The sequence below is a fragment of the Bradyrhizobium ottawaense genome (assembly GCF_002278135.3).
Classification (GTDB): Bacteria; Pseudomonadota; Alphaproteobacteria; order Rhizobiales; family Xanthobacteraceae; genus Bradyrhizobium; species Bradyrhizobium ottawaense.
Window position 1 is genome coordinate 6,658,183 of record NZ_CP029425.2, and the last position, 21,314, is coordinate 6,679,496.

General features: G+C 61.4%; 18 protein-coding genes and 3 pseudogenes. 8 read left to right on the forward strand and 13 right to left on the reverse strand.

Annotated features, from left to right (window positions below):
• Genes CIT37_RS31445 through CIT37_RS31455 form a run of 3 tightly spaced genes read left to right on the forward strand, consistent with a single transcriptional unit; the run spans position 1 to position 3,210 of the window.
• Complete coding sequence (locus CIT37_RS31445) at positions 1-669, forward strand: hypothetical protein (RefSeq protein WP_240536517.1); 669 nt, start codon at positions 1-3, stop codon at positions 667-669.
• On the forward strand, positions 669-1,484 hold the full coding sequence (locus CIT37_RS31450) for a sugar phosphate isomerase/epimerase family protein (protein ID WP_038973319.1): 816 nt from the start codon (positions 669-671) through the stop codon (positions 1,482-1,484). Before CIT37_RS31445 ends, CIT37_RS31450 begins: the two co-directional genes overlap by 1 nt.
• Positions 1,485-1,500: 16 nt before the next feature.
• Complete coding sequence (locus tag CIT37_RS31455; protein ID WP_095425235.1) at positions 1,501-3,210, forward strand: FAD-dependent oxidoreductase; 1,710 nt, start codon at positions 1,501-1,503, stop codon at positions 3,208-3,210.
• Positions 3,211-3,492: 282 nt separating this feature from the next.
• On the opposite strand, the pseudogene CIT37_RS31460 reads toward CIT37_RS31455, so the two are convergent.
• The 12 genes and pseudogenes from CIT37_RS31460 to CIT37_RS31515 form a co-directional block, all read right to left on the reverse strand.
• Positions 3,493-4,510: pseudogene (locus CIT37_RS31460) on the reverse strand (Gfo/Idh/MocA family protein); the annotation flags it as partial.
• A 6-nt stretch (positions 4,511-4,516) separates the two neighbouring features.
• Entirely contained in the window at positions 4,517-4,966 is a 450-nt protein-coding gene (gene aroQ / locus CIT37_RS31465; RefSeq protein WP_038973321.1) for a type II 3-dehydroquinate dehydratase, read from the reverse strand.
• Positions 4,967-4,979: 13 nt separating this feature from the next.
• A pseudogene (locus tag CIT37_RS31470) lies at positions 4,980-5,851 on the reverse strand (amino acid ABC transporter ATP-binding protein).
• Positions 5,785-6,612 carry a transporter substrate-binding domain-containing protein gene (locus tag CIT37_RS31475; protein ID WP_095425234.1) on the reverse strand — a complete coding sequence of 276 codons (828 nt, stop codon included), beginning with the start codon at positions 6,610-6,612 and terminating at the stop codon, positions 5,785-5,787. The pseudogene CIT37_RS31470 and the gene CIT37_RS31475 overlap by 67 nt, the downstream one beginning before the upstream one ends.
• A gap of 51 nt (positions 6,613-6,663) precedes the next feature.
• Positions 6,664-7,320 carry an amino acid ABC transporter permease gene (locus CIT37_RS31480; protein ID WP_028142356.1) on the reverse strand — a complete coding sequence of 219 codons (657 nt, stop codon included), beginning with the start codon at positions 7,318-7,320 and terminating at the stop codon, positions 6,664-6,666.
• Between the two features lie 12 nt (positions 7,321-7,332).
• Positions 7,333-8,001 (reverse strand): amino acid ABC transporter permease, encoded by a 669-nt coding sequence (locus tag CIT37_RS31485; RefSeq protein ID WP_038973324.1) that lies wholly within the window; start codon positions 7,999-8,001, stop codon positions 7,333-7,335.
• 51 nt (positions 8,002-8,052) lie between these two features.
• Positions 8,053-8,916 (reverse strand): shikimate dehydrogenase, encoded by an 864-nt coding sequence (locus tag CIT37_RS31490; protein ID WP_174719439.1) that lies wholly within the window; start codon positions 8,914-8,916, stop codon positions 8,053-8,055.
• 6 nt (positions 8,917-8,922) lie between these two features.
• Positions 8,923-9,750 carry a shikimate dehydrogenase gene (aroE, locus tag CIT37_RS31495; protein WP_095425233.1) on the reverse strand — a complete coding sequence of 276 codons (828 nt, stop codon included), beginning with the start codon at positions 9,748-9,750 and terminating at the stop codon, positions 8,923-8,925.
• A 3-nt stretch (positions 9,751-9,753) separates the two neighbouring features.
• Entirely contained in the window at positions 9,754-10,980 is a 1,227-nt protein-coding gene (locus CIT37_RS31500; RefSeq protein ID WP_038949614.1) for a CaiB/BaiF CoA transferase family protein, read from the reverse strand.
• The gene (locus tag CIT37_RS31505; protein WP_028142351.1) at positions 10,977-11,447 is read right to left on the reverse strand and encodes a MaoC family dehydratase; all 471 of its coding nucleotides are present in this window, start codon (positions 11,445-11,447) and stop codon (positions 10,977-10,979) included. The genes CIT37_RS31500 and CIT37_RS31505 overlap by 4 nt, the downstream gene beginning before the upstream one ends.
• Before the next feature lie 12 nt (positions 11,448-11,459).
• Positions 11,460-11,846 carry a VOC family protein gene (locus CIT37_RS31510; protein WP_095425232.1) on the reverse strand — a complete coding sequence of 129 codons (387 nt, stop codon included), beginning with the start codon at positions 11,844-11,846 and terminating at the stop codon, positions 11,460-11,462.
• Between the two features lie 4 nt (positions 11,847-11,850).
• A complete protein-coding gene (locus tag CIT37_RS31515) occupies positions 11,851-12,795 on the reverse strand; it encodes a ketopantoate reductase family protein (protein ID WP_028142349.1) in 945 nt (314 codons plus the stop codon).
• 102 nt (positions 12,796-12,897) lie between these two features.
• Here CIT37_RS31515 and CIT37_RS31520 point away from each other — a divergent pair, with 102 nt between their 5' ends.
• From CIT37_RS31520 to CIT37_RS31530, 3 genes and pseudogenes are all read left to right on the forward strand, one after another.
• A complete protein-coding gene (locus tag CIT37_RS31520; protein ID WP_095425231.1) occupies positions 12,898-13,878 on the forward strand; it encodes a LysR family transcriptional regulator in 981 nt (326 codons plus the stop codon).
• Positions 13,879-14,063: 185 nt separating this feature from the next.
• A pseudogene (locus CIT37_RS31525) lies at positions 14,064-14,371 on the forward strand (DUF968 domain-containing protein); the annotation flags it as partial.
• Entirely contained in the window at positions 14,368-14,916 is a 549-nt protein-coding gene (locus tag CIT37_RS31530) for a hypothetical protein (protein WP_244611300.1), read from the forward strand. The pseudogene CIT37_RS31525 and the gene CIT37_RS31530, both read left to right, overlap by 4 nt.
• Before the next feature lie 1,387 nt (positions 14,917-16,303).
• Here CIT37_RS31530 and CIT37_RS31535 read toward each other — a convergent pair.
• Complete coding sequence (locus tag CIT37_RS31535) at positions 16,304-17,815, reverse strand: ISNCY-like element ISBj12 family transposase (protein ID WP_011084703.1); 1,512 nt, start codon at positions 17,813-17,815, stop codon at positions 16,304-16,306.
• 263 nt (positions 17,816-18,078) lie between these two features.
• Here CIT37_RS31535 and istA point away from each other — a divergent pair, with 263 nt between their 5' ends.
• Both istA and istB read left to right on the forward strand, forming a co-directional pair.
• A complete protein-coding gene (gene istA / locus CIT37_RS31540) occupies positions 18,079-19,593 on the forward strand; it encodes an IS21-like element ISBj11 family transposase (protein ID WP_039228609.1) in 1,515 nt (504 codons plus the stop codon).
• Complete coding sequence (gene istB / locus CIT37_RS31545; protein ID WP_018270204.1) at positions 19,590-20,399, forward strand: IS21-like element ISBj11 family helper ATPase IstB; 810 nt, start codon at positions 19,590-19,592, stop codon at positions 20,397-20,399. Before istA ends, istB begins: the two co-directional genes overlap by 4 nt.
• The last annotated feature ends 915 nt before the right edge of the window (positions 20,400-21,314 follow it).

Genomic DNA, 21,314 nt, shown 5'->3' on the forward strand with positions numbered 1-21,314 from the left:
ATGGAGGGCGGGATGCGCGGCAGAGGATTTCTCGCCATCTGGAGCGACGTCGAGGCACACGACCTGACCAATTACCGGCACTGGTTGACGCGTGAGCACACGACCGAGCGCGTGACAACGAGGGGATTCCTGGCATCGCGTGTGTTCCGGGCGGCAAGGGACGACATCAACCGCTTCTTCATTTTGTATGAGCTGGAAGCACCCGAAGTGCTCGACGGCGAGGCCTATCTGGCGCGCCTCAACGCACCGACGCCGTGGTCACAGCGCATCATGCCGAAGCTCGGCAATTTCATGCGCGGCGGCGGCGTTATGGTGGCGCGCGCAGGACGGGGCGAGGGAGCCACGATCACGGCGCAGCGGATCGAAAAGCTGCCAGCCAGCCCGCAAAACCTCGCCGATGCGCTTGTAGCCTGCGATGGGGTCGCCGCCGTCCAGATCGGCGCGACCGACCAGGCGCGGACATCGGTGCAGACAATTGAAAAGGGCATGCGGAAGGATGAGGGCTTTTTCTCGGGTCTTCTGGTGATCGAGGCGCTCGACGCTACCTCCTTGCGGGCTGCTTTGCAGCAGGCGCGGACGGTAGCTCCTGACGTCATGGGCCGGGCCAGCGAGCCGGAAGTCTATTTGGGAATGTTTGCGCTCGAGGCCCGCATTGCGGATTTCGGCTAATGGCCATGTTCTCTCTCGCTGCGCTGACCGTGCTCGAGCTGGCACCTCCCGAGATGATTGAACTCGCGGCCCGTTGCGGCTACGACAAAGTAGGACTGAGGCTGTTACCCGCAACGCCTGGCGGAGTTGCATATCGCCTGATGGACGATGCACCGCTGCTACGGGCAACTTTGCAACGGTTGCAGTCGACGGGAATAACCGTCGCCGATCTCGAGGTCGTTGCGTTCAGACCGGACACCGACATTGCCTTTTTCGCCCCCTTCTTCGAGGCCGGGGCCCGCCTCGGGGCCAAGCACATCCTTGTCGCATCCTATGATCCAGATCTGGCAAGGTTCGAGGACCGCTACCGGCAGTTTTGCGAAGCTGGAGCGGAGTATGGCCTCACGTCCGACCTCGAGTTCATGCCATGGACTAGCGTTCCAGATCTGCGGACAGCGCTGCGGCTCGTCAGCGACCTCGCTCATCCCGCGGCCGGCATTCTAGTCGACGCGCTGCATTTTGATCGATCGCGAAGCTCGCTTGCGGACCTTCGCTCCATCCCCACCGATCGTCTTCATTATTGGCAGATCTGCGACGGCCCGGCCGAGCGCCCGCTGAACACGGAACAGCTCATCCATGCCGCGCGCGAGGAGCGCATGTTTCCGGGCGAGGGTGGCATCGATCTGGTCAGCTTGACTAAGGCGATGCCGGACAGTCTGACGATCAGTGTCGAGGTTCCGACCGTTCGATTGGCAAAGACCATAGACGCCGAAGCGCGGGCGCGCCGAGCGCTGGCAGCGGCCAAGGTCATTGTCGAGAGGGCGCGCGCGACGTGAAAGAAGGCGGCTTGAGATGGTGCAAGCCAATCACTCCTGGGACGGTGAGACCGATCTCCTAGTCATCGGCGCCGGTGCGGCGGGCATGACGGCCGCACTTGTGGCCGCCCTCGAAGGGCTTCAGGTTATCCTCTGCGAGAAGTCGGACATGGTGGGCGGCACGACCGCAACCTCCGCCGGCACCGTCTGGATCCCGGGTAGTCGGCAAGGACGGCTCACCGGAAAGCCTGATACGCCCGAGGGCGCCCGCACCTATCTTGCTGCAATGCTCGGTGACCACGCGACCGACCAACGCCTGGACATGTATCTCAAGGCGGGTCCGATCGTGCTCGACTATCTCGAACAGAAAACGAGCGTCCGGTTCGCGGCGCCCCCAGTCCATCCCGACTACAAAGACCTTCCGGGCGCCGCGATCGCCGGCCGCGCACTCGGAGCAGCTCCGTTTGACGGACGCGAGCTCGGAGACGACTTCGCCCGGATCAGACCGCCACGCCGCGAATTCATGGTTCTCGGCGGGATGATGGTTGGGAAGGCGGACATTCCGCCGCTATTGGCGCCTTTCCGCGACTGGTCCAGTTTTCGGCATGCCGCAGGTCTGCTCACCCGGTATGCGCTGGATCGTGTCAACTACAGGCGCGGCACACGCCTGATTATGGGCAATGCGCTTGTGGCTCGACTTTTTGACAGCATTCGGCGCGCCAATGTCACTCTTCGCTTTGAGACGGGGTTGAGCGAGTTGATCAGCGACCGCGGTGCGATCGTAGGGGCTGTCCTCTCATCACCAAACGGACAGCTGGCCATACGCGCCCACAAGGGCGTGGTGCTCGCAACCGGAGGGATTGGCTGGAGCCGAGAGCTCCGCGAACGGCTGTTTCCGCACGCGGCGCGCCGCTACTCGCTCGCGCCATCGAGCAATACTGGCGATGGCATCCTGGCCGGGGAGCGCATCGGCGCCGGCCTGGAGCGCGGCCTCGATAGTCCGGCCCTGTGGATGCCGAGTTCTGTCATGAGGCAGACGGACGGCCGCCTTTCAGTCTTCCCCCATATCCTGCTCGATCGTGCCAAGCCGGGACTACTCGCCGTCAACAGGTCAGGGCGACGCTTCGTCAACGAGGCTAATTCCTACCACGACTTCGTCGCCGCGATGCTGGCGTCGAATGCTGCGGCGACGCCGGCCTTCCTGATCTGCGACAGAACCTTCATCAGGGATTTTGGAATCGGGCTGGTTCACCCAGGAACCAGAAGCCTGACCTCTTACCTGCAAGCCGGTTATCTGCTTGAAGGTCAGACGATCGAAGAGTTGGCTCAACAGATCGGCACTGACGCCGACCAGCTTGCTTCGACCGTGAAGCTATACAACCGCTACGCCGAAGCGGGGATCGATGAGGAGTTTGGCCGAGGTACCAGCGAATTGAATAAGTTCAATGGCGATCCCGACAACAAGCCGAACCCTTGTCTCCGGCGGATCGGCCCAGGTCCGTATTATGCCGTTGCCGTATGGCCATCAGATCTCGCCAGCAGCGCCGGCTTGCGAACGGACGCTCGCGCTCGGGTGATGTCTCACGACGATAGAATCATACCAGGGCTGTATGCCGTTGGTAACGATTCATCTTCCATTTTCCGCGGCATGTACCCAGGACCCGGTACAATGATCGGCCCGGCCGTGGTATTCGCCTGGTGCGCTGCAATCGATTCTGCAGGAACTTTCACCGAATACTTAAAGTAATCACCTGCAAGCGACTGGGCAGGCAAGTGACAGACCGCGTCATGCCTCGGGAGACGCAGGGTTGCCGATCTACCTCGATCATCAGTGACTTTGTCGCTTCCTGCCCGAATCGGGGCATTCGCGTCGATTCACGCGCGTCTCTGCGATGTCTGGTCTGGCCTCGACTGCCGACGTCCGGGACACCATGCCGATCTTCGCCTTCGGGCCACAAGCGGTCGTCAGGCAGCAACCGCAAGATTTCGGCTGGTGGTCATCAGGCTCAGAAAAAGATGCGGACGTTCCATCTCCGGTTTCCGCCGCGCGTTTGACCACGTCGATCACTGTGAGGGTTTTCAGCCCTTCGCGCCCGCTCACCACAGGCTCGGCCGTACCGCGGATGACTCCGCAGAAATTGGCGATCTGCAGAGCAAGCGGGTCTTCGTTCTCGTAGCTCAGCCGCTCGCGCTCAATCGGCGCCCACCAGCTGGCCTTGCTAGGATGATGCCATAGATCGAGTTGCGGAATAGCCAGCGATGCCCTCGTGCCGCCGATCTGGTAGCAACTCTCCTGCGTATGACTGTAGGCCGAGTTCTCACCGGCGGTGAATTCCCAGCTCCAGGGCGACTGGATGGTATCGGAGACATTGACCGTTCCCAATGCGCCGGAGGCGAAGTGAGAGGATCACCGCCGTCTCTTCAACCTCATTTCCACGCAGCCGATTGGATTGGGCCGCTTGTACCGCCACGATATCCCCACAGAGGTACCGTAGCAGGTCGACATCGTGGATGAGATTCAGGAAAACGGGACCCGCCCCTCTCTCGCGACGCCAGGCCACATCGAAATAGTCGCCCGGCTTGATCAGCCAGAACATGCCATGCACCGACACGATCTGGCCCAGCCGGCCCCTTTCGATCTCCGCCCTAGCGCGCTGAATCATCGGGTTGTGGCGGCGATGATGGCCGGTAAGCAGCGGCACGCCCGCCCGCTCGGAGGCTTCGACCAGTGCATGTGCAGCGACGACGTCATCCGCTAACGGCTTCTCGATGAGCGCCGGGATGCGAGCTGCGATACAATCCATGCCGTTGGCTACATGCATCTGATTAGGGGTGGCGACAACCACCCCCTCCGGCCGATTTTCGGACAGCATGTCCTGAAAGGACGGAAACCAGTCCACCTTCGGCGACGCCGCCAACTCTCGGGCCGCCGGCATCGGATCGACGATCGAAAACAGTACCGCCTCCGGCCGCGCGAGAATGTGCTCGACGTGTCGCTTGCCGATGAGACCCGCTCCCATCAGCGACAGGCGGACGGGTGCACTCATACGATGCTATCCCTTGCTCTCATCAAGCAGCTTGGCCACGCGACGCAAGCCGAGCAGATAGCCCTGGGTGCCGAAGCCTGCGATGACCCCATCAGCCCGTTTGGAGACAAACGAATGGTGACGGAATTCCTCGCGCTTGTGCACGTTGGAAATGTGCACCTCGATCACTGTCCCCTCGAACGTGTTCAGCGCATCCAGGATGGCGACTGACGTATGGGTGAAAGCCGCGGGATTCATCACGATCCCGGCAGCCGTCTCGCGCGCCTCGTGGATCCAGTCGATCAGCTCGTATTCCCTGTTCGACTGGTGAAAGCGAATCTCCAGGCCGAGCTCCTCGGCCAGCGCACGGCAATCTCGCTCCACATCCGCGAGCGTCTCGTGGCCATAGATGTGGGGCTGGCGCTTGCCGAGCAAATTGAGATTTGGTCCGTTGAGGACGTAGACAAGACGACTCACGAAAGACCTCCATTCAGTGATGGGCAAGGATCTCGCCAAGAAACTGCCTGGTGCGGGCATGCTCTGGATTGCGGAAGAACGCCTCGGGCGCGCCTTCTTCGATGATCTGGCCTTCAGCCATGAAGATCACACGATCCGCAACCTGGCGGGCAAAGCCCATCTCGTGCGTGACGCAAATCATGGTCATTCCGTCGTTGGCGAGGCCTATCATCGTATCGAGCACCTCCTTGACCATCTCAGGATCGAGAGCCGAGGTCGGCTCGTCAAATAGCATCACCTTGGGCTGCATGCATAGCGCGCGCGCAATTGCGACGCGCTGTTGCTGACCACCCGAAAGCTGAGCTGGATACTTCTCGGCCTGTTCACCAATGCGCACGCGCTCGAGGTATTTTCGCGCGGTCGCCTCTGCCTCGGCCTTGCCGATGCGGCGCGCGCGAATGGGGGCGAGCATGCAGTTCTGCAACACCGTCATATGCGGAAAAAGGTTGAAGCTCTGAAAAACCATCCGACGTCCTGACGTACGACATCGATGGCCTTGATGCTGTCGTCCAGCCGATGACCGTTCACCACGATACTGCCCTGCTGGATCGCCTCCAGGCGGTTGATACAGCGGATTAGCGTCGACTTTCCCGAACCGGACGGACCGCAGAGCACGATCTTCTCGCCCTTGCGCACGGTGAGATCGACATCGCGGAGAGCTTGGTACCCGCCGTACCACTTCTGCACACGCTTCATTTCGATCAGAATCTGGTCCTGCATGCTGGCCTCCGCTGTCGGGCGGCGGCCAACGCGGATCGCGCGTCGGCCGCTCGCAGGGACTACTGAACGGCGAAAGGAACGCCGGGGACCGTGTCGGGGAAAACCGGGACCGGCACCTTCATCCATTTGGCGTAGAAGGCGGCCAGCTTGCCGTTCGACTTGATCTGGTCGATGAACTTGTTGACCGTCTCGTTCCACTCCTTGTCTCCCAGGCGCGTGCATGCGCCGTTGTATAGAGCGGAGAAATGAAGCTTCGGTTCGAACCCGAACTCCGGTTTCGCGGCATTCAGACGCTGCGGGTAAAACAAGTTCGCACCGACGGCCTGGACCTGGCCAGAGAGCAGCGCCTGTATCGTGGCCGCGTCATCGTCGAATCTGCGGATTTCGGTCCCGGACGGGGCGTTGTTGGTGACCTGCGTATCTTGCGTCGAGGAGCGCGGGACACCGATGACATATTTGCCCATATCAGCATTGCTGTTGATCGGCGTCGCCTGGGCCGCGACAAGCGTAATCTCATTGGCGACATACGGCTTGGAATACTGCACTGCCTTCGCACGCTCCGGCAGCATGGCCATGGTCGCGAACAGGATGTCCACACGGCCTGTGGTCAGTGCCGGGATACGATTGGCAACGGCCAGAGGTGCGAACTCGGCCCTCACGCCAAGGAATTCAGCGAAGGCACGCCCCATGTCGGCATCGATGCCCTCCTGCTTTCCCGAGCTGTCGACAAAGCCCCAAGGCGCATTATCGCCCTGAATGCCGATGACGACGACGCCCTTCTTCTTCACGTCTTCCAGAGTGCCCGCCTGCGAGCCGCCTGCGACAACGATGGCCGACAGAGTCAGCAGCGCAATGCCGACCTGGCGGCGATTGAGTGAAAACAACATGAGTATCTCCTCCTGGTGATGGCTGTATTTGATTGGGCAGGTGCGCCGTTCCTACCTTTGATTGGCCAGGGCGAGCCTGGCCTCCATCCGGCTGCCCCACCATGAGAGTGGCCAGCAGAGGATGAAATACATCGCGCCAACCACGCCGAAGACCAGCAACGGCTGGTAGGTCTGGTTCGATACGATTTGACCGGCGCGGGCGAGTTCGATGAAGCCGACAATGGCGGCGAGCGAGGTGCCCTTGATGAGTTGCACGAGATAGCCGATGGTCGCCGGCAGCGAGATGCGAATAGCTTGCGGCAGCACGATGTCGCGCATGCGCCAGGAATAATGTAGACCGAGCGCCATTGCGGCCTCGGTCTGACCGCGAGGCACGGCCTGGATTGCGCCGCGCCAGATCTCGCCGAGAAAAGCCGAGGCGTTGACGGTGAACCCGATCGCCACCGCAACGAATGCTGACAGCTTCAATCCGAGGAGCGCCAAGCCGTAGTACACCACAAACAGTTGCAGCAGCAGCGGTGTGCCCTGGAAGATAACGATATAGATCCGGACCATCCATTCCACAGTCGTGCGACCGCAGGTGCGCAACAGTGCGACGATCAGGCCGGCGGTACAGCCACCGACGAATGCAACCAGCGTCAGCAGCACCGTCCACTGCAGACCACGCAGGAGGAAGCCGAACTCGGGAAGACCGAAATGCGGTGTCATGATCTGCCCTTCTCAGCGCGTCGGATATGAGAAGAAACGGTGGGAGATGATCGCGAAGCCCGACATCAGCAGCCAGGAGATCGCGAGGTAGAGGAAGGTGACGAAGAAATAGACCTCGAAGCTGCGGAATGTGTCGCTTTCGATGCGCTGCGCAACCGACGTCAACTCATCGGCGGAGACGGCCGAACAGATCGACGAGGTCAGCGTCAGCATGATGAACTGCCCCGTGAGCGACGGGTAGATCGCGCGAAGCGCGGGCTTGAGTACAATGAAACGAAACACCTGTCCTTTGTGCAATCCGAGCGCGTAGCCGGCCTCAACCTGTCCTTGGTGAACAGACTGCACGCCGCCACGGATGATCTCGATGGCGTACGCGCCTCCATTCACGCCGAGTGCGATAATGGCGGTGGCGGTCGGATTGAGCTTCAATCCGATGAGCGGCAGTGCAAAGAACAGAAAGAAGATCTGCACCAGGAAAGGCGTATTGCGCACGATCTCGACGAAGCCGATCACGATGGCACGTAACCAAGCCGCCTTCGAATCGCGTGCCGCGACGCCGGCGACGCCGATGATCATCGCCAGTGTCATGCCGGCAAGCGCCAGACCTAACGTGCCCACGCACCCCCACAGCAGCGCGGGCATGGCATGCCAAACCACCGAGAAATCGAGCGTATAGCCCATCTTGCGTTTCCTCTCGGGCGTTGTGCGTGCCGCTCGCCCATCGGCCGGGTGTCACCCTCCCAGGGATGCGAAAGTTGAGAAGAAGACGTCTGGATCGGGTGAAACGCCCGTGAACAGGCGGAAAGCTTCGGTGCCCTGGAAGATCGCCATGCCGCCACCGTCGACGGTGCGGCAACCGAGGGTACGGGCCGCGCGCAGCAGTGCGGTTTCCAGCGGGAAATAGACGATCTCGGCGACCCATAGATCGGGACGCAGCAAGGCCGTCGGCAGCGGTGTGCCCGGATACTTGTCCATGCCGATCGGAGTCGCGTTGACAATTCCGTCTGCGGCAGCCACGGCCGCTGCAACATCCTGGCCGGCCTTCAAGCGCCCCTCTGCAAATCGGGGGGACAAGCCGTCGACCACACTCTGCGCCTTGGCCAGGTCCAAGTCTACAATGATCAACTCCTGCACGCCGAGTTTCATCAGCGCAAAAGCGACTGCCGCGCCTGCGCCGCCGGCGCCGAATTGGACGACACGACCGAGCGACGCGCCTTGCATGTTGCGGCGAAAGTTCTCGGCGAAGCCGAACCAGTCGGTGTTGTGGCCGATCATTCGACCGTTCCTGATAACCACGGTGTTCACGGCACCAAGCGCCTGCGCGTCAGGCGAAAGCTCGTCCAACAGCGGAATGATCGCCTGCTTGCAGGGATGGGTCACGTTCAGCCCATCAAAGCCCATCCGCCTCGCGGCCGTGAGCAGTTCCGGCAATGCCTCCGCACCGAGCTTCAACTTGGCCAGATCGATCTTCCTGTAGAGATAGCGGATGCCAGCGGCGTCAGCGGCCGCTTCGTGCATGGGCGGCGTGCGGGACGCAGCAATGCCGCTGCCGATCAGGCCGACGAGGAAGCTGGGTTTGGGTTGAATGCTCGGCATAGCCCGTCAGCGCAATGGTAGGGTCAACTCGGCGATAACCTGAGCCGTGCTCGGTCGAACGCCGCGCCACCAGGCAAAAGCTTCTGCCGCCTGCTCCACCAGCATGCCGACGCCGTCGGCGAGCTTGGCTACGCCTTCGGCGCGGGCCGCTTGCAGAAAGGGAGTGAGCCCCTTGCCGTAGGCAAGTTCGTACGCCAGCTTCGCACCGCGGAAGACATTGCCGGGAAGTGGCGGCATCTCACCTCGCAGGCTGGCCGATGTCGCGTTAACCACGACGTCATAACCCTCGGCAAGATCGGCCAGTTCAGCATAGCCGCTGACGATCAGGGGACCACAACCGGCAAACTCCTCGGCCAATGCCACAGCCTTCGATAAGGTACGATTGACGAGAACCAGCTCGGACGGCTCCTGGCGCAGGAACGGCAGCAGCGCGCCACGCGCCGCGCCCCCGGCACCGAGCATCAGGACTCGCTGGCCGGCCATTTTGACGCCGAGATTGATGGTGATGTCGCGCACAAGGCCGATCCCGTCAAAATTCTCGCCAATAATCCGATGGCCGTCGAACTTCAGGCAGTTTACGGCGCCAGCTCGGTCGGCGTTCTCTGAAAGCTCGTTTGCGTAGGCGAAGGCATCGAGCTTGAACGGGGCAGTGATGTTCAGTCCCTTGGCGCCCTCGGTCCGGAATTGATCAACCCGCCCGCTGAAGCCATCGAGGGGACCCTCGATCGCCTCATAGACAAGGTCCTGTCCTGTCATTCTGGCGAAAGTGCCATGGATGTGAGGTGATTTGCTGAAGCCGATCGGGTTGCCGATCACCGCATAACGGTCGCTCATCGCTCACTCCTGCACTGCGAGTTCGTTGTAGAGGACCCCGTCACGCACCATCGCCTCGACGAGCTCGGCCGAAAGTCCCAGCGACTCTGCAATACGGCGATTGTCCTGGCCGAGCAGCGGCGCCGGAATTCGCACCGTGGTGTCGCAGTTGGAGAAGCGGAAGGGCAGGTTCGGTAACGTCACCTTGCCGAGCACAGGATGCTCCTGCTCGACCAGCATGCCGCGCGCGTGGATCTGCGGATCCTTCACAACCTCTTCGATGGTCTGCACGGGAGCGGACGGCACGCCTGCTTCGTCGAGTGCCGCAAGACAGGCGTCCCGAGAGGGCTGCGACAGCGTCCAGGTGCGCACAATCTCCATAGCTTCAGTATAGTGGGCGTTGCGCGCAGCAGGCGTGGTGAAGCGTTCGTCGGATGCCAGCGCGTCTCCTCCGATCAGGCTCGCCAATCGTCGCCACGCATCATCAACTTGCGCGGCGATGACAAGATTGCCGTCCCTTGCCGGAAAGACGCCGTAGACGGTCGAGTCTGGCTGTCCGCTTCCAGTCTGCTTCGGCAGATCGGTACCGCCGGAGAGGAAGTAGCGCTGCACTGCATAGTCGTGCATCGAGACCATGCAGTCGTACAGCGCCAGATCGATGTGTTGACCGCGCCCGGACGACGCGCGGCCGACCAGCGCGGCATTGATGGCAGCCACACCGTGAATGCCGGTATACATGTCGGCGAGTGGCATCCGCAGCAGCGGCGGCGCTTCGCCGGGGCAGCCCAGCTGCGCCAAAGCGCCCGACATCGCCTCTGCGATCAGGCCGAAGCCCGGACGGTCGGCATAGGGACCGGTGTGGCCATAGGCGGAGACCGAGCAGTAGATCAGCCCGGGATTGCGCGCCGACAGCGCCTTGTAGCCGAGCCCGAGTCGATCGAGCGCGCCGGGGCGGTAGTTCTCGATGAAGACGTCGGCCGTGTCGACCAGCTTCATCATCATGTCAAGACCGCGCTTATCGCGCAGGTCGATGCACACTCCCTGCTTGCCCATGTTCTGCTGCAGGAAGTAGCCGGACTGTCCGTCCTTGAAATAGCCATGGGCGCGGCCCGCATCGCCTGCCGTCGGACGCTCCACCTTGATGACCTCAGCGCCCATCGCGGCAAGGCAACGGCCCATGAACGGGCCTGCCAGGAAATGGCTGTAGTCGATGACGCGAATGCCCTTGAGCGGCAGATCCTGCGCGGTCATGCCCGCTCTCCCGCGACGCTAGTCTTCGATCGCATGGGAATCATCAGCCGGTGCTCGCCTAGCTGCACCACTTCGCCGCGCTGGTTGATCAGCTCCGAGGGCAGCACCACGATGCCCCACCCTTCCCGCTTCGTGGCGCGCATTGATCCAACGCGGAACTTCACATGCACGGTATCGCCGAGCTTGATCGGCAGCTTGAAATCCCACGTCCAGCCCAGCGACATTCCGGGAAGGAAGCGGTAGTCGGCACGGGTCTTCAAACCGTCGGCCAGCGACAGACCAAACAGCCCGTGCGCGACGCGCGTACCGAATGGTGTGGTCTTGGCGTATTCCTCGTCGACATGAACAGGCGTGAAGTCGCCGGTTAGTTCTGCGTAGGCATTCACCATCGTTTCGGTAACCGTCACTGAGGGAGTGACGCATTCGTCGCCGACCTTGGCATCGTCCCAGTAGCGCTCATCGGTCATGTCGCGTGTTCCTTAGGCCCGTGGATTGATCGCCAGGGCCGCTTCCACAGCGCCTGCACTGGCTTGCAAGATTTCGACGTTCAGCCCGCCCGGGAGTTCGAGCCAGTTCGGTCCCGTAGGCAGCGCCTTGGCGCCCCAGGCGGCGGCACGGGCGAGCACACCTTCGTAGTCGTCGACCATGATCCCGAGATGGGCGAGGCGCCCCTCCGGTCCGACGAAGTTCGGATCCTCGATGAGTTGCACGCTTCCGAGCACCCATACCTGACGCGGGCGGGCACCATCGGCGGGTTGCTCGTCGCGAATGGGAAGACCAAGCACCTCACGAAAGAAACCAACGTGACGATCAACGTCCGGCACACGGATGGCGACGTGTTCGACGTAGGCACGGGGCAGCGACATCGTCTTAGGACCTTCCAGGATAGTCGCTGCGGGCGTATTCGATGCCCTTGACCAGCGCGACAAGGGTGGAATTGACGGGGGTCGGGACGTTGAGCCTGGCGCCCCAGCGCACGACGGACCCGTGGATGTAGTCGATCTCAGTCAAGTTGCCGGACTGCAAACTTTGCAACATCGACGTCTTGAACTCGGGCGGTAGACCAGCGGATGCCATCGTCCAAGCGCGCCGCGGGTCGGTGATCGAGATCTTCACGCCAGCCGCCCGCGCGACCGCGATGCCCTCTGAGATCGCGGCCAGCGCGCAATCTTCCAGGATCGGCAGCGAATAGAGACCGCCATAGGTCAGGCCGGTAATGGCAGTAATTCCTCCTCCGGCAACGTTGATGAACAGCTTGTCCCACATCGTGCCCAGGATGTTGTCGCTGAGCAGTGTGAGGATGCCGGCGCGGTTGAACGTCTCGGAAATTCGCCGTGCGCGTTCCGTCAAGCGTCCATCAAGCTCGCCGATGATGGTTTCCTTGCCGATGACCCCGGAGCGAACGTGACCGGGGCCGAGCAGCACGCCACCAACGTAGGTCTTGCCCGCCATGACCCGGTCACGACCAACTTCCTCCGACAGGATGTCCTCGTGGCCAAGACCATTTTGAAGCGACATCACGACCGTGTGCGGCCCGATGATCTGCGCGGCCGCCCGGATGGCCTCACTCGTGTGGTAGGATTTGACGAGGACGATGACGAGGTCAGCCTTGACGCCGACCTGGGCCGCGGACGTGCAGGCGGTGACCGTCACGACGGTCTCGGCGCTACCTTCGCGCATGCGAAGCCCGCGGGCGTTGATTGTGTCAACATGGGCCTGGAACGGATCAATTAGCCAGACCTCGGCTCCCCCACGCGCCAGCGTGCCGCCGATGGTCGAGCCTAAGGCCCCCGCTCCGATAAAGCAGATCCTCATCGAACGCTTCCCCCAGCGCCATTCTCGGCGTTGGTCGCGTGGTAGCAGGCTGGTTGACATTAAGATATGCTATGATTCTTATATGCATTATTGTCATTTGCAATGAAACCTCAGGATCACCCCGAGACGAAACTGCTGGAGCCTCGCCTGCTCAGGCTCTTCGATGCATTGTTCACCACGGGCAGTGTCACCAAGGCAGCCGAGAAACTCGGTCAGAGTCAGCCGACCGTTTCGATCTGGCTGGCACGCCTGCGAAAGGAACTGGACGATCCACTCTTCATCCGCTCAGCACAGGGAATGTTGCCGACTCCGCGCGCCGAGGCTCTCATCGGCGCGGCCAGACAAGCGTTGGAGATGCTGCGTCGTCTGGCGGAGCTTCGCTCCGACTTTGATCCGGCGACTGCCAAGCGCCGCTTCGTCATCTGCATGACGGATGCGAGCCACATCACGCTGCTTCCGGCCATCCTCGCTCACGTTCGTCGCGTTGCGCCGGGCATCCGCATTGAGGCGGCGCAGATCGGCGGCGATACCCCACGAATGCTGCAGTCTGGCGAGGCCGATCTGGCGCTCGGCTACATCTCGGACCTCGACGCGGGGCACTTCCAACAGGCACTCTTTCCGCAGGATTGGGTCTGCCTGGCAAACGCAAGACATGCCCGGATCCGCAAGCGCATCACCGCAAAGGATTTCAGGCGGGAGGCACACGTCCTCATTCGCTCCGGCACCGGACATCAGTTGCTCGCGGACGCGCTACGGGAGCAGCGGATAGTCCTTGATGTCGTGCTTGAGCTACCCGGCTTTTTGGGGCTACCCGCGATCATCGGTACGACTGACCTGATCGCTACCCTCCCAAGGCACATTGGCGAAACGTTGGCTCATTATTACGGACTGAGCGTGCTTGATTGCCCGCTGGCGATCGCCGGCTTTACGGTGAAGCAATATTGGCACGCCCGCTTCCATCACGACCCGGCAAGCCAATGGTTGCGTGACGTATGCGGGGAGCTTTTTCAACAGCAGAAAGTGCGGGGTCTTTATCGTTCCGGTCCGCCAAGGAAACGAAGACCACGCGATTTGCAGTCGTAATGGTCCCCGGTAGCGGGGCAACGACCGCCCCCCGAGGCCGCCGGCTGGGCCGACTGCAGCACGGCTGCAATTCCGCACATGCGCATCTCGACCGGTTGTCCGCTTCGTTCGCCATAGCACCCTATTCTACGATGAGGGCAAAACAGACCTGCCCGAGCAGCTTCCGCGGTATATGTTGGGATGGCCTGGTGTTTGTCCGCGAGCAGCCCTGCCTGGTTTGCCGGCAAACCCCATGCGATGCCCATCATCTGAAATGCGCTCAAGCCCGGGCGCTCGGCCGCAAGGTCAGCGATGAGTTCACTGTCCCCCTGTGCCGCGTCACCAGGAGCTGCATCGGCACGGCAATGAACGGGCGTGGTGGGCCAACCTGCAGATCTCGCCGCTGCCGGTGGCGCAGGAGCTGTGGGCGGCGAGCCCCGTCCACGATCCCGCCAACGTCGCCGTCGGCGCCGCGTCGCCTGCGGCAAACCTGGATTCGGAGGCCGCCGGATGAACGGTCTATTCCAAACCGCGCGCGCGCTAGCCATAACGGCGCTCCCGGTCGAGTTTGAGTCCTTGGCGCCCCCGCCCCTGCTGCTGCCCGGCGAACAACTCGAACACTACCAGGCGCTCCGGCAGGCGGTCTTCACAGATCTTGCGCCACGGTCCGCCATCGAGTGGCTGCTTGCGATCGATGTCGCCGAGCGGTCCTGGGACATCCAGCGCTACCGCATGTTGCGGCATAAATTGCTCGAGAGCTATCGCCAAAAGGCGGTTGAGGCGGCGCTGCGGCGCATCGATATAATCGGGATCGATCCCAACTTCGAAGATCAAGCCGAATACTACACCCAGCAAAATGCCTTGAGTTGGCGCATTGATCCGGTCGCCGCGACCGAGATCGACGCCCGCCTTGCTGCCTATGGCTTCGATCAAGACGCGATCACTACCGAAGTCTACGTTCAGGCGCGTGAGGTCTTGGCTCTGTTCGAGGGCCTGCTCAATGCTGCTCAGACCAAACGAATGTTGCTGCTTCGTGAGATCAGGATCAGCGCTTCTTAAGTGGACCGATGCGCCGGCTGCGCTGAACGATTCATCAGCCTAAGGGGCCCGCCGTCGGTCGGCATCCGCCTGGCAGGTGTTCGACAGCGGCTATGTCGTCATTGGCGTGGCATACGGACAGCATAAAAACAGAACGCGTTTGCCGCTTAGCAGCACTGACGTTTCCCGATATCAACAAGTCAGGCAGGTTCCCAGCCGACCTTGTGTCCGCAACGCCGGCGGGAGAAAACGTTGCCCAACATTACAAAGCTACCACCCGATTAGGATTTCAGCCACTAAACTAGAGCGGCTGTCACAAAACAATTTTTGCTCTGATCAATATGAACTGCGGGGGTGAGACATGTTTGATGTCTATTGCAACGGTAAGCGGGACTTTCTCGTCATAAGCAATGGCTCCCCAATGCCCCAGCCCTACTCTTCCAAAAAATGGCGTAGGAGCAGAAGCAGAGTTCACAAGGTCAGCGACGAAATCAAGAAGGCCGTTCAGAGGCAGGGCTATTATCTTCGCAGCTTGCGAAAGACTGAGAAGACTCGGGCGAATACGCATCGCTAGTCTGGAGCTCCTCTAGAATAGTGCGCCTCCGCAAGTCGTGCGCAGCAGCCGTCAGATGAGATCCCACCATCAGCCCGAGCCACTTTAACTTCAAGAGAACGATCGGATCACAAAGCTCGATAGAAAGTCCGGCCCCCAGTATCGCAATGGCGCGGCGCTCCTCCGCGTCGAGATCAGCCCAGGAAATGCCTTCCATCACGCGACCTCAGAAGTTTTGTCAGCTAGAAGCAATGAGTGCATGATTTGCCACAGCATATCCGCGGGGACGTCAATGTACCGACCGCTGGTTAGGTATCGATCCAATTGCGCTGTGCTACTCAGCGCCATAAGGCCACTGTGAGACCCCTAAACATTGGCCTCTCTTCAACGAGAACCGCCAACCGGGCGTGTCGAAAATCTCTAACCTGCTCAGAACTCGCTGCCGCATACGCGACCTAAAACGTGCAAATGGTCACATTGACGGGTAACGAGTTCCTTAACAGGCGCGATATCTGGATGCTGCGCCGTGGGACGAGGCGAATGCGTTGCGGGGCCCGTTACCGGATGATCTTTGAAGCACTCCATGACTTGGTCGAGTCAAGCAATTATGGAAAAGCCATTCCTGTGACTTTGGACAGAGCGCACGGTCCCGTCCTAGGCACTCGTGAATTTGTGCTGACTTTGGGTGCCGCGCGGCGAACAGGATGGAAGTGCGTATTGCCTCACATATCGATGCTCCCGGGCGCGATCAGTTGCCTCATTTATTTTGCTCCTGGCCTGAGTTGAGGAGGAGGCCGGGTGCGGAGATGGCCGGGGTTTCGGAGCGCCCGGCCTCCTCCGCTGGCACCTCGCACGTCATTGGGGTGTTGTGACCTCATGCCCTGGCGGCATTTTTTCTGAAGCAAACAGCAGCGCATTCGCTTGCTCGCTGCGCCAGGATTTCAACCGACGTTGAAGGGTTCGAAGAAGCTTGTTCGGATAGTCTCCAGGATATTCCACCTGCAGGCGCGAGAGCAGTTCGCTGCCGGTCCGCCAAGGCTCGGCTTCAAACCATTTTCTCAAATCTGACGTTGCCCGGATAAGCGGATCGGGACGACGCCGGCCCCTTTTAGCCTTCACGATTGGCCGATCCGTCGGGCGCGTGGCGCCGTCCTTCCAGGCCGTTCGCAGGCTTGCCAGGAAGCGATCAATCGATTGTGATGCCGCAGCAGGATGGGCGGATGGTTGGATATCCGCGAGCGCCGCGAGGCGCTCCTGCACGTCGCGGATGTCGCGCAACAACGTGACCGGATCGAGAGCGGTATAGATTTCCTGGAGATGGTGGCGGACCGCATCAGGCGTGCGGGCGTCCGCTGACAGGCGCTGGTGGGGTGTTGCCGGCGCGCTGTATGTCTTACGTACACGAGCACCGTCGCGCTGCTTGGCTAACAGTTTGAACGAAGGTTGGAAGAAGTTTACGAACAGCCGCGCTGACCGATAGAGTTCCGCCAGTAGCTTGGCCGCCTCCAGGCCTTCGAACCTACGATAGCCGACCATCCTGCGCACGACGGCGCCGTTCTTTTGCTCGACGAACGCCTGGTCATTCTTCCGGTAGGGACGGCAACGCGTGAAGACAATGTTGGCCGCCTCGCAGTAGGCCTTCAACGTCTCATTCATGAACACGGTGTCATTGTCCGTGTCGAAGCCGAGCAGCGCAAAAGGCAATTGCTTGCGCAATTCCGTCAGCACCGTGCTCACCAGCGTCTGTTCGCGCACGATCAGAGGTGCGCACTCTGTCCAGCCGGTAGCAATGTCGGTGAGCACGAGGGTCTGGATGAAGCTGCCGCGCGCAGATGGACCGCTATGCGCTACAAGGTCGGCCTCGACGAATCCCGGCGCCGGATCATTCCAATCTGCCGAAGTCCGTATTGGAATACTGCGACGCAGGGAATGCCCCGCGTGCCGCCGGCGCTTGCGACCCAATTTTTCTCGAACCCGCACCAAGGCGCGGTCGATCGTCGCAGCGCTCATCGCCAAAAGTTTGGTGCGAATCTCAGGGGCAAGGTCGAGGTGCCCGTACCGTTCCATCGCCTCAATCAGCGCGGGCATTAATGCTTTCAGTCGCTTCCCGCAGATGCGGTCTGACGCCTCCCAAAGCAGCACGAGTGCGGTGTGTTCTGCTTCATTATATATCCGACGTCGCGCCCGTCGGCCCGGATGTACGCCTTCCTGGTTTCGAAGTAGACGCATCGCATGCTTCCGATGGAATCCGGTGATGTCGACGAACTCGTCCAATATCCGCGCCTTCTTCGCGCGATCCGACCGCCGATAGCGCACGCCTGCCGCCGCCGTCAGTTCCTTCCGCGTTGCCATGCTTAGCCACCCCATCTCCGCCCCTCGCTCGTTCCCGGTCCAGGGGAGCAATTTACGTGAGGCAACGGCTTAGGATCCGGTAACAATTAAGGCGAGGCAATGCGAAGTGGAGCGTCGACCATGATGAGAGGGCTACGCCGGGCTCGTGACGCAGGGAGGGCGTAGCCCGACCGGAGTTACGAGCCCGGCGTCGGCGCGATCCACAGCGGACCGCGCCGACTGGTGATCGCGGCCGGCTGGTTATGCAAGTGGTTCTTCCGCCAAGAGGAATCACTCGCGTGCCAGGCCGACACATTACCGATCACCAAATGAGGCTCTACATGAAGTACCGTCAGACCGATAGCCCACCCGTGGCCGCCGCCAAGGCTTCGTTCAGCACCTCGACCGCTTACCGGATCGAGAAGGATCGACGCCTTCCGTCGCAGAAGAAGGCTCCCCGCGGCCGTCGCCGGCCAGATCCCTTGGCCCGCGTATTTGAGACAGATATCGCGCCGATGCTGAAGGCCGCCCCCGGTGTGCGGCCGGTCACGATCTTCGAGGAGTTGCTCCGACGCCATCCCGAGCTCGGCGCCGGCATCCGTCGCACGCTGGAGCGCCGGATCCGGGCCTGGCGGGCGATCCACGGCGAGGAGCAGGAGGTCATCTTCCGCCAGACCCACGAACCCGGTCAGCGCGGCCTGTCCGACTTCACCGACATGGGCGAATTGGGTGTCACGATCGCGGGCGTACCGCTCGACCATCGTCTCTATCACTTCCGGCTGGCCTATTCCGGGTTTGAGCACGCCCATGTCGTGCTCGGCGGTGAGAGCTTCGTCGCTCTGGCCGAAGGCCTGCAGAATGCCTTGTGGTCACTCGGTGGGGCGCCACGGGAGCATCGCACCGACAGCCTGTCGGCCGCCTTTTGCAATCTCGACCGCGACGCCAAAGACGATCTGACGCGGCGATACGAAGACCTCTGTGCCCATTACGGCATGCGGCCTTCCCGCAACAATCGTGGCATCGCCCACGAGAACGGGGCGATCGAGAGTTCGCATGGTCATCTCAAGCGAGCGATCGGCGACGCGCTGTTGCTGCGTGGCACCGCCGACTTCGACGATCTAGCTGCCTATCGTGGCTTCATCGATGAGATCGCCAGCCGCCGCAATGCCCGCAACGCCAAGCGGATCGACAGTGAACGTAGCGCACTTCAGGATCTGCCGGACCGCCGCACGTCGGACTATGAAGAGGTGATCGTCCACGTGACGTCGTCCGGCGGCTTCACCTTGCGCAAGGTGTTCTACACGGTGCCGTCGCGCTTGATCGGCCATCGGCTGCGGGTGCGCCTGTATGACGATCACCTCGACGTGTTTGTCGGCGGCACGCATCTCCTCACCTTGCCGCGCGGGCGGCCGCATCCCAATGGCAAGCACGATCAGGTCGTCGATTATCGGCACGTGATCCATTCCTTGCGGCGCAAGCCGATGGCGCTCCTCAACCTGGTCTACCGCGACCAGCTGTTCCCCCGGGAAGCTTACCGCCGAGCCTTCGACGTCTTGCGCAAACGCTTACCGGACAAGAAGGCCTGCCGGATCATGGTCGATCTCCTCGCACTCGCCCATGAGCGCGGTTGCGAGGCCGAACTCGCCAATCAGCTCACGGCTGACCTGAACGACGGCCGGCTGCCCGACCTCAACCGGCTACGTACTCACTTCGCCCCGGATCCCGCCCAGGTGCCGAACGTCGTGGTACGCCTCGCACCGCTCGCCACCTATGAATGCCTCATCGGTACCGCCGAGATCGGAGGCGCCGCATGAGCACAACCAACGTAGTCGACACCGCGCGCCTCAATCTGTTGCTCAACGAGCTGCGGCTGCCCGCCATCAAGGCGCTGTGGCCGCAATTTGCCGAGCAATCCGATAAAGAAGGCTGGCCGGCGGCGCGCTTCCTCGCCACCATTGCCGAGCACGAGATCGCTGAGCGCGGCCGCCGCCGCATCGAGCGCCATCTCGTCGAGGCGCGGCTGCCTACCGGAAAGACCTTTGACAGCTTCGACTTCGAGGCCGTGCCGATGATCTCCAAGGCGCAAATGACCGCACTCGCCGCCGGCGACGGCTGGCTCGGCAAGGGCGCCAATCTGCTGCTGTTTGGTCCGCCCGGTGGAGGCAAGAGCCACTTGGCGGCAGCAATCGGCTTGGCCCTCATCGAGAACGGATGGCGCGTCCTGTTCACCCGCACCACCGATCTCGTGCAGAAGCTCCAGGTGGCTCGCCGCGAGCTCAACCTCGAGGGCGCCATCAACCGCCTCGATCGCTTCGATCTCGTCATCTTGGACGATCTTGCCTATGTCACCAAGGACCAGGCCGAGACCAGTGTGCTGTTCGAGCTCATCAGCGCACGCTACGAGCGACGCTCTTTGCTGATCACCGCCAATCAGCCCTTTGGAGAATGGAACAAGGTCTTTCCGGACCCAGCTATGACCCTCGCGGCGATCGATCGCCTTGTTCACCACGCCACCATCGTCGAGATGAACGTCGAGAGCTATCGCAGGCGGACTGCCCTCGAGCGAAAGCGTGGTCCAGGGCGGCCACCGGAGCACGCGACACAAAAAACGCTCGCTTGATTGACGCTCCGCGACAATCAAAGCAAACAAAACTCTTGCGCGCGACAATCATCGCGGCGATCATCATCGCGCCGCGACACTGACTCGCCATCCTGATCGCCGCGCTCTTCCGACCCAGATCGTCGCGCTATACTTTGGGCATTGCCGATCAGACGAATGTCGCGGACCGTCGTGATACTGTTGAAGAAGAGCTGCCGCGGAGTATGCGCTAGCCCCACGAACGTAGGGCGCCGTTCTACAGCCCAAATCCGCGACCAATCTCTCGAGCAAGCCTGAACGCCGCGTCGGTATTGCTGCCACAGAAAAACGCTCGATCGAGCTGCGAAAAAATGCCCATTCCAAATAGCGCGGTGGCAATGCCTTTAAGCATGGCTGTGGACCGGGTTGAACGATACAGAAAAAAGTTCAAAACGGCCCCAGCCGCAGGTTGGGAGAACAGCCGGGGCCGACATTCCCATTCCATATGCCGTAATCAGCGGTAATCGGCACTCTGCCAGTTAGTCACATGAAAGCTAATGAATTCTTTCGCTCATCACTGTTCAAGCCCCGAGCCGTTGGCTCCAGCTAAGGCGCGGCGATGGATCGCGTCCACCATACCAGACAGCCCCTCCATCGAGGCATGGTGCGACGCGGGCAAGAGTTAGATCGCCATGAAATTAGCTAATCGGCCCATTGCGGGAACAAACGTCCGCTAGTGCGGCTTACTCGGCCTCGCTGCTTGTGGAAGCGCAGCAATCGACCGTAGACCGCCAAGCGAGTGCGTCCCAATTCCTGCCCAACCTCGCTCGCGGTCATGCCACTTTCGATGAGCCTCAGAAGGTGCGCTTCTTCTTCGGGTGACCACGGGCGTGTTTCAACTCTATTGTTGGACATCGTCGATCCCATGCCGGGGATAGCACCGTGAAAATCCATTTC

Bases quoted from the DNA above. Each gene is read 5' to 3' on its own strand.
- CIT37_RS31445 (WP_240536517.1), top strand. From the start codon at position 1: ATGGAGGGCGGGATGCGCGGCAGAGGATTTCTCGCCATCTGGAGCGAC.
- CIT37_RS31450 (WP_038973319.1), top strand. From the start codon at position 669: ATGGCCATGTTCTCTCTCGCTGCGCTGACCGTGCTCGAGCTGGCACCT.
- CIT37_RS31455 (WP_095425235.1), top strand. From the start codon at position 1,501: ATGGTGCAAGCCAATCACTCCTGGGACGGTGAGACCGATCTCCTAGTC.
- CIT37_RS31475 (WP_095425234.1), bottom strand. From the start codon at position 6,612: ATGTTGTTTTCACTCAATCGCCGCCAGGTCGGCATTGCGCTGCTGACT.
- CIT37_RS31480 (WP_028142356.1), bottom strand. From the start codon at position 7,320: ATGACACCGCATTTCGGTCTTCCCGAGTTCGGCTTCCTCCTGCGTGGT.
- CIT37_RS31485 (WP_038973324.1), bottom strand. From the start codon at position 8,001: ATGGGCTATACGCTCGATTTCTCGGTGGTTTGGCATGCCATGCCCGCG.
- CIT37_RS31490 (WP_174719439.1), bottom strand. From the start codon at position 8,916: ATGCCGAGCATTCAACCCAAACCCAGCTTCCTCGTCGGCCTGATCGGC.
- aroE (WP_095425233.1), bottom strand. From the start codon at position 9,750: ATGAGCGACCGTTATGCGGTGATCGGCAACCCGATCGGCTTCAGCAAA.
- CIT37_RS31500 (WP_038949614.1), bottom strand. From the start codon at position 10,980: ATGACCGCGCAGGATCTGCCGCTCAAGGGCATTCGCGTCATCGACTAC.
- CIT37_RS31505 (WP_028142351.1), bottom strand. From the start codon at position 11,447: ATGACCGATGAGCGCTACTGGGACGATGCCAAGGTCGGCGACGAATGC.
- CIT37_RS31510 (WP_095425232.1), bottom strand. From the start codon at position 11,846: ATGTCGCTGCCCCGTGCCTACGTCGAACACGTCGCCATCCGTGTGCCG.
- CIT37_RS31515 (WP_028142349.1), bottom strand. From the start codon at position 12,795: ATGAGGATCTGCTTTATCGGAGCGGGGGCCTTAGGCTCGACCATCGGC.
- CIT37_RS31520 (WP_095425231.1), top strand. From the start codon at position 12,898: ATGAAACCTCAGGATCACCCCGAGACGAAACTGCTGGAGCCTCGCCTG.
- CIT37_RS31530 (WP_244611300.1), top strand. From the start codon at position 14,368: ATGAACGGTCTATTCCAAACCGCGCGCGCGCTAGCCATAACGGCGCTC.
- CIT37_RS31535 (WP_011084703.1), bottom strand. From the start codon at position 17,815: ATGGGGTGGCTAAGCATGGCAACGCGGAAGGAACTGACGGCGGCGGCA.
- istB (WP_018270204.1), top strand. From the start codon at position 19,590: ATGAGCACAACCAACGTAGTCGACACCGCGCGCCTCAATCTGTTGCTC.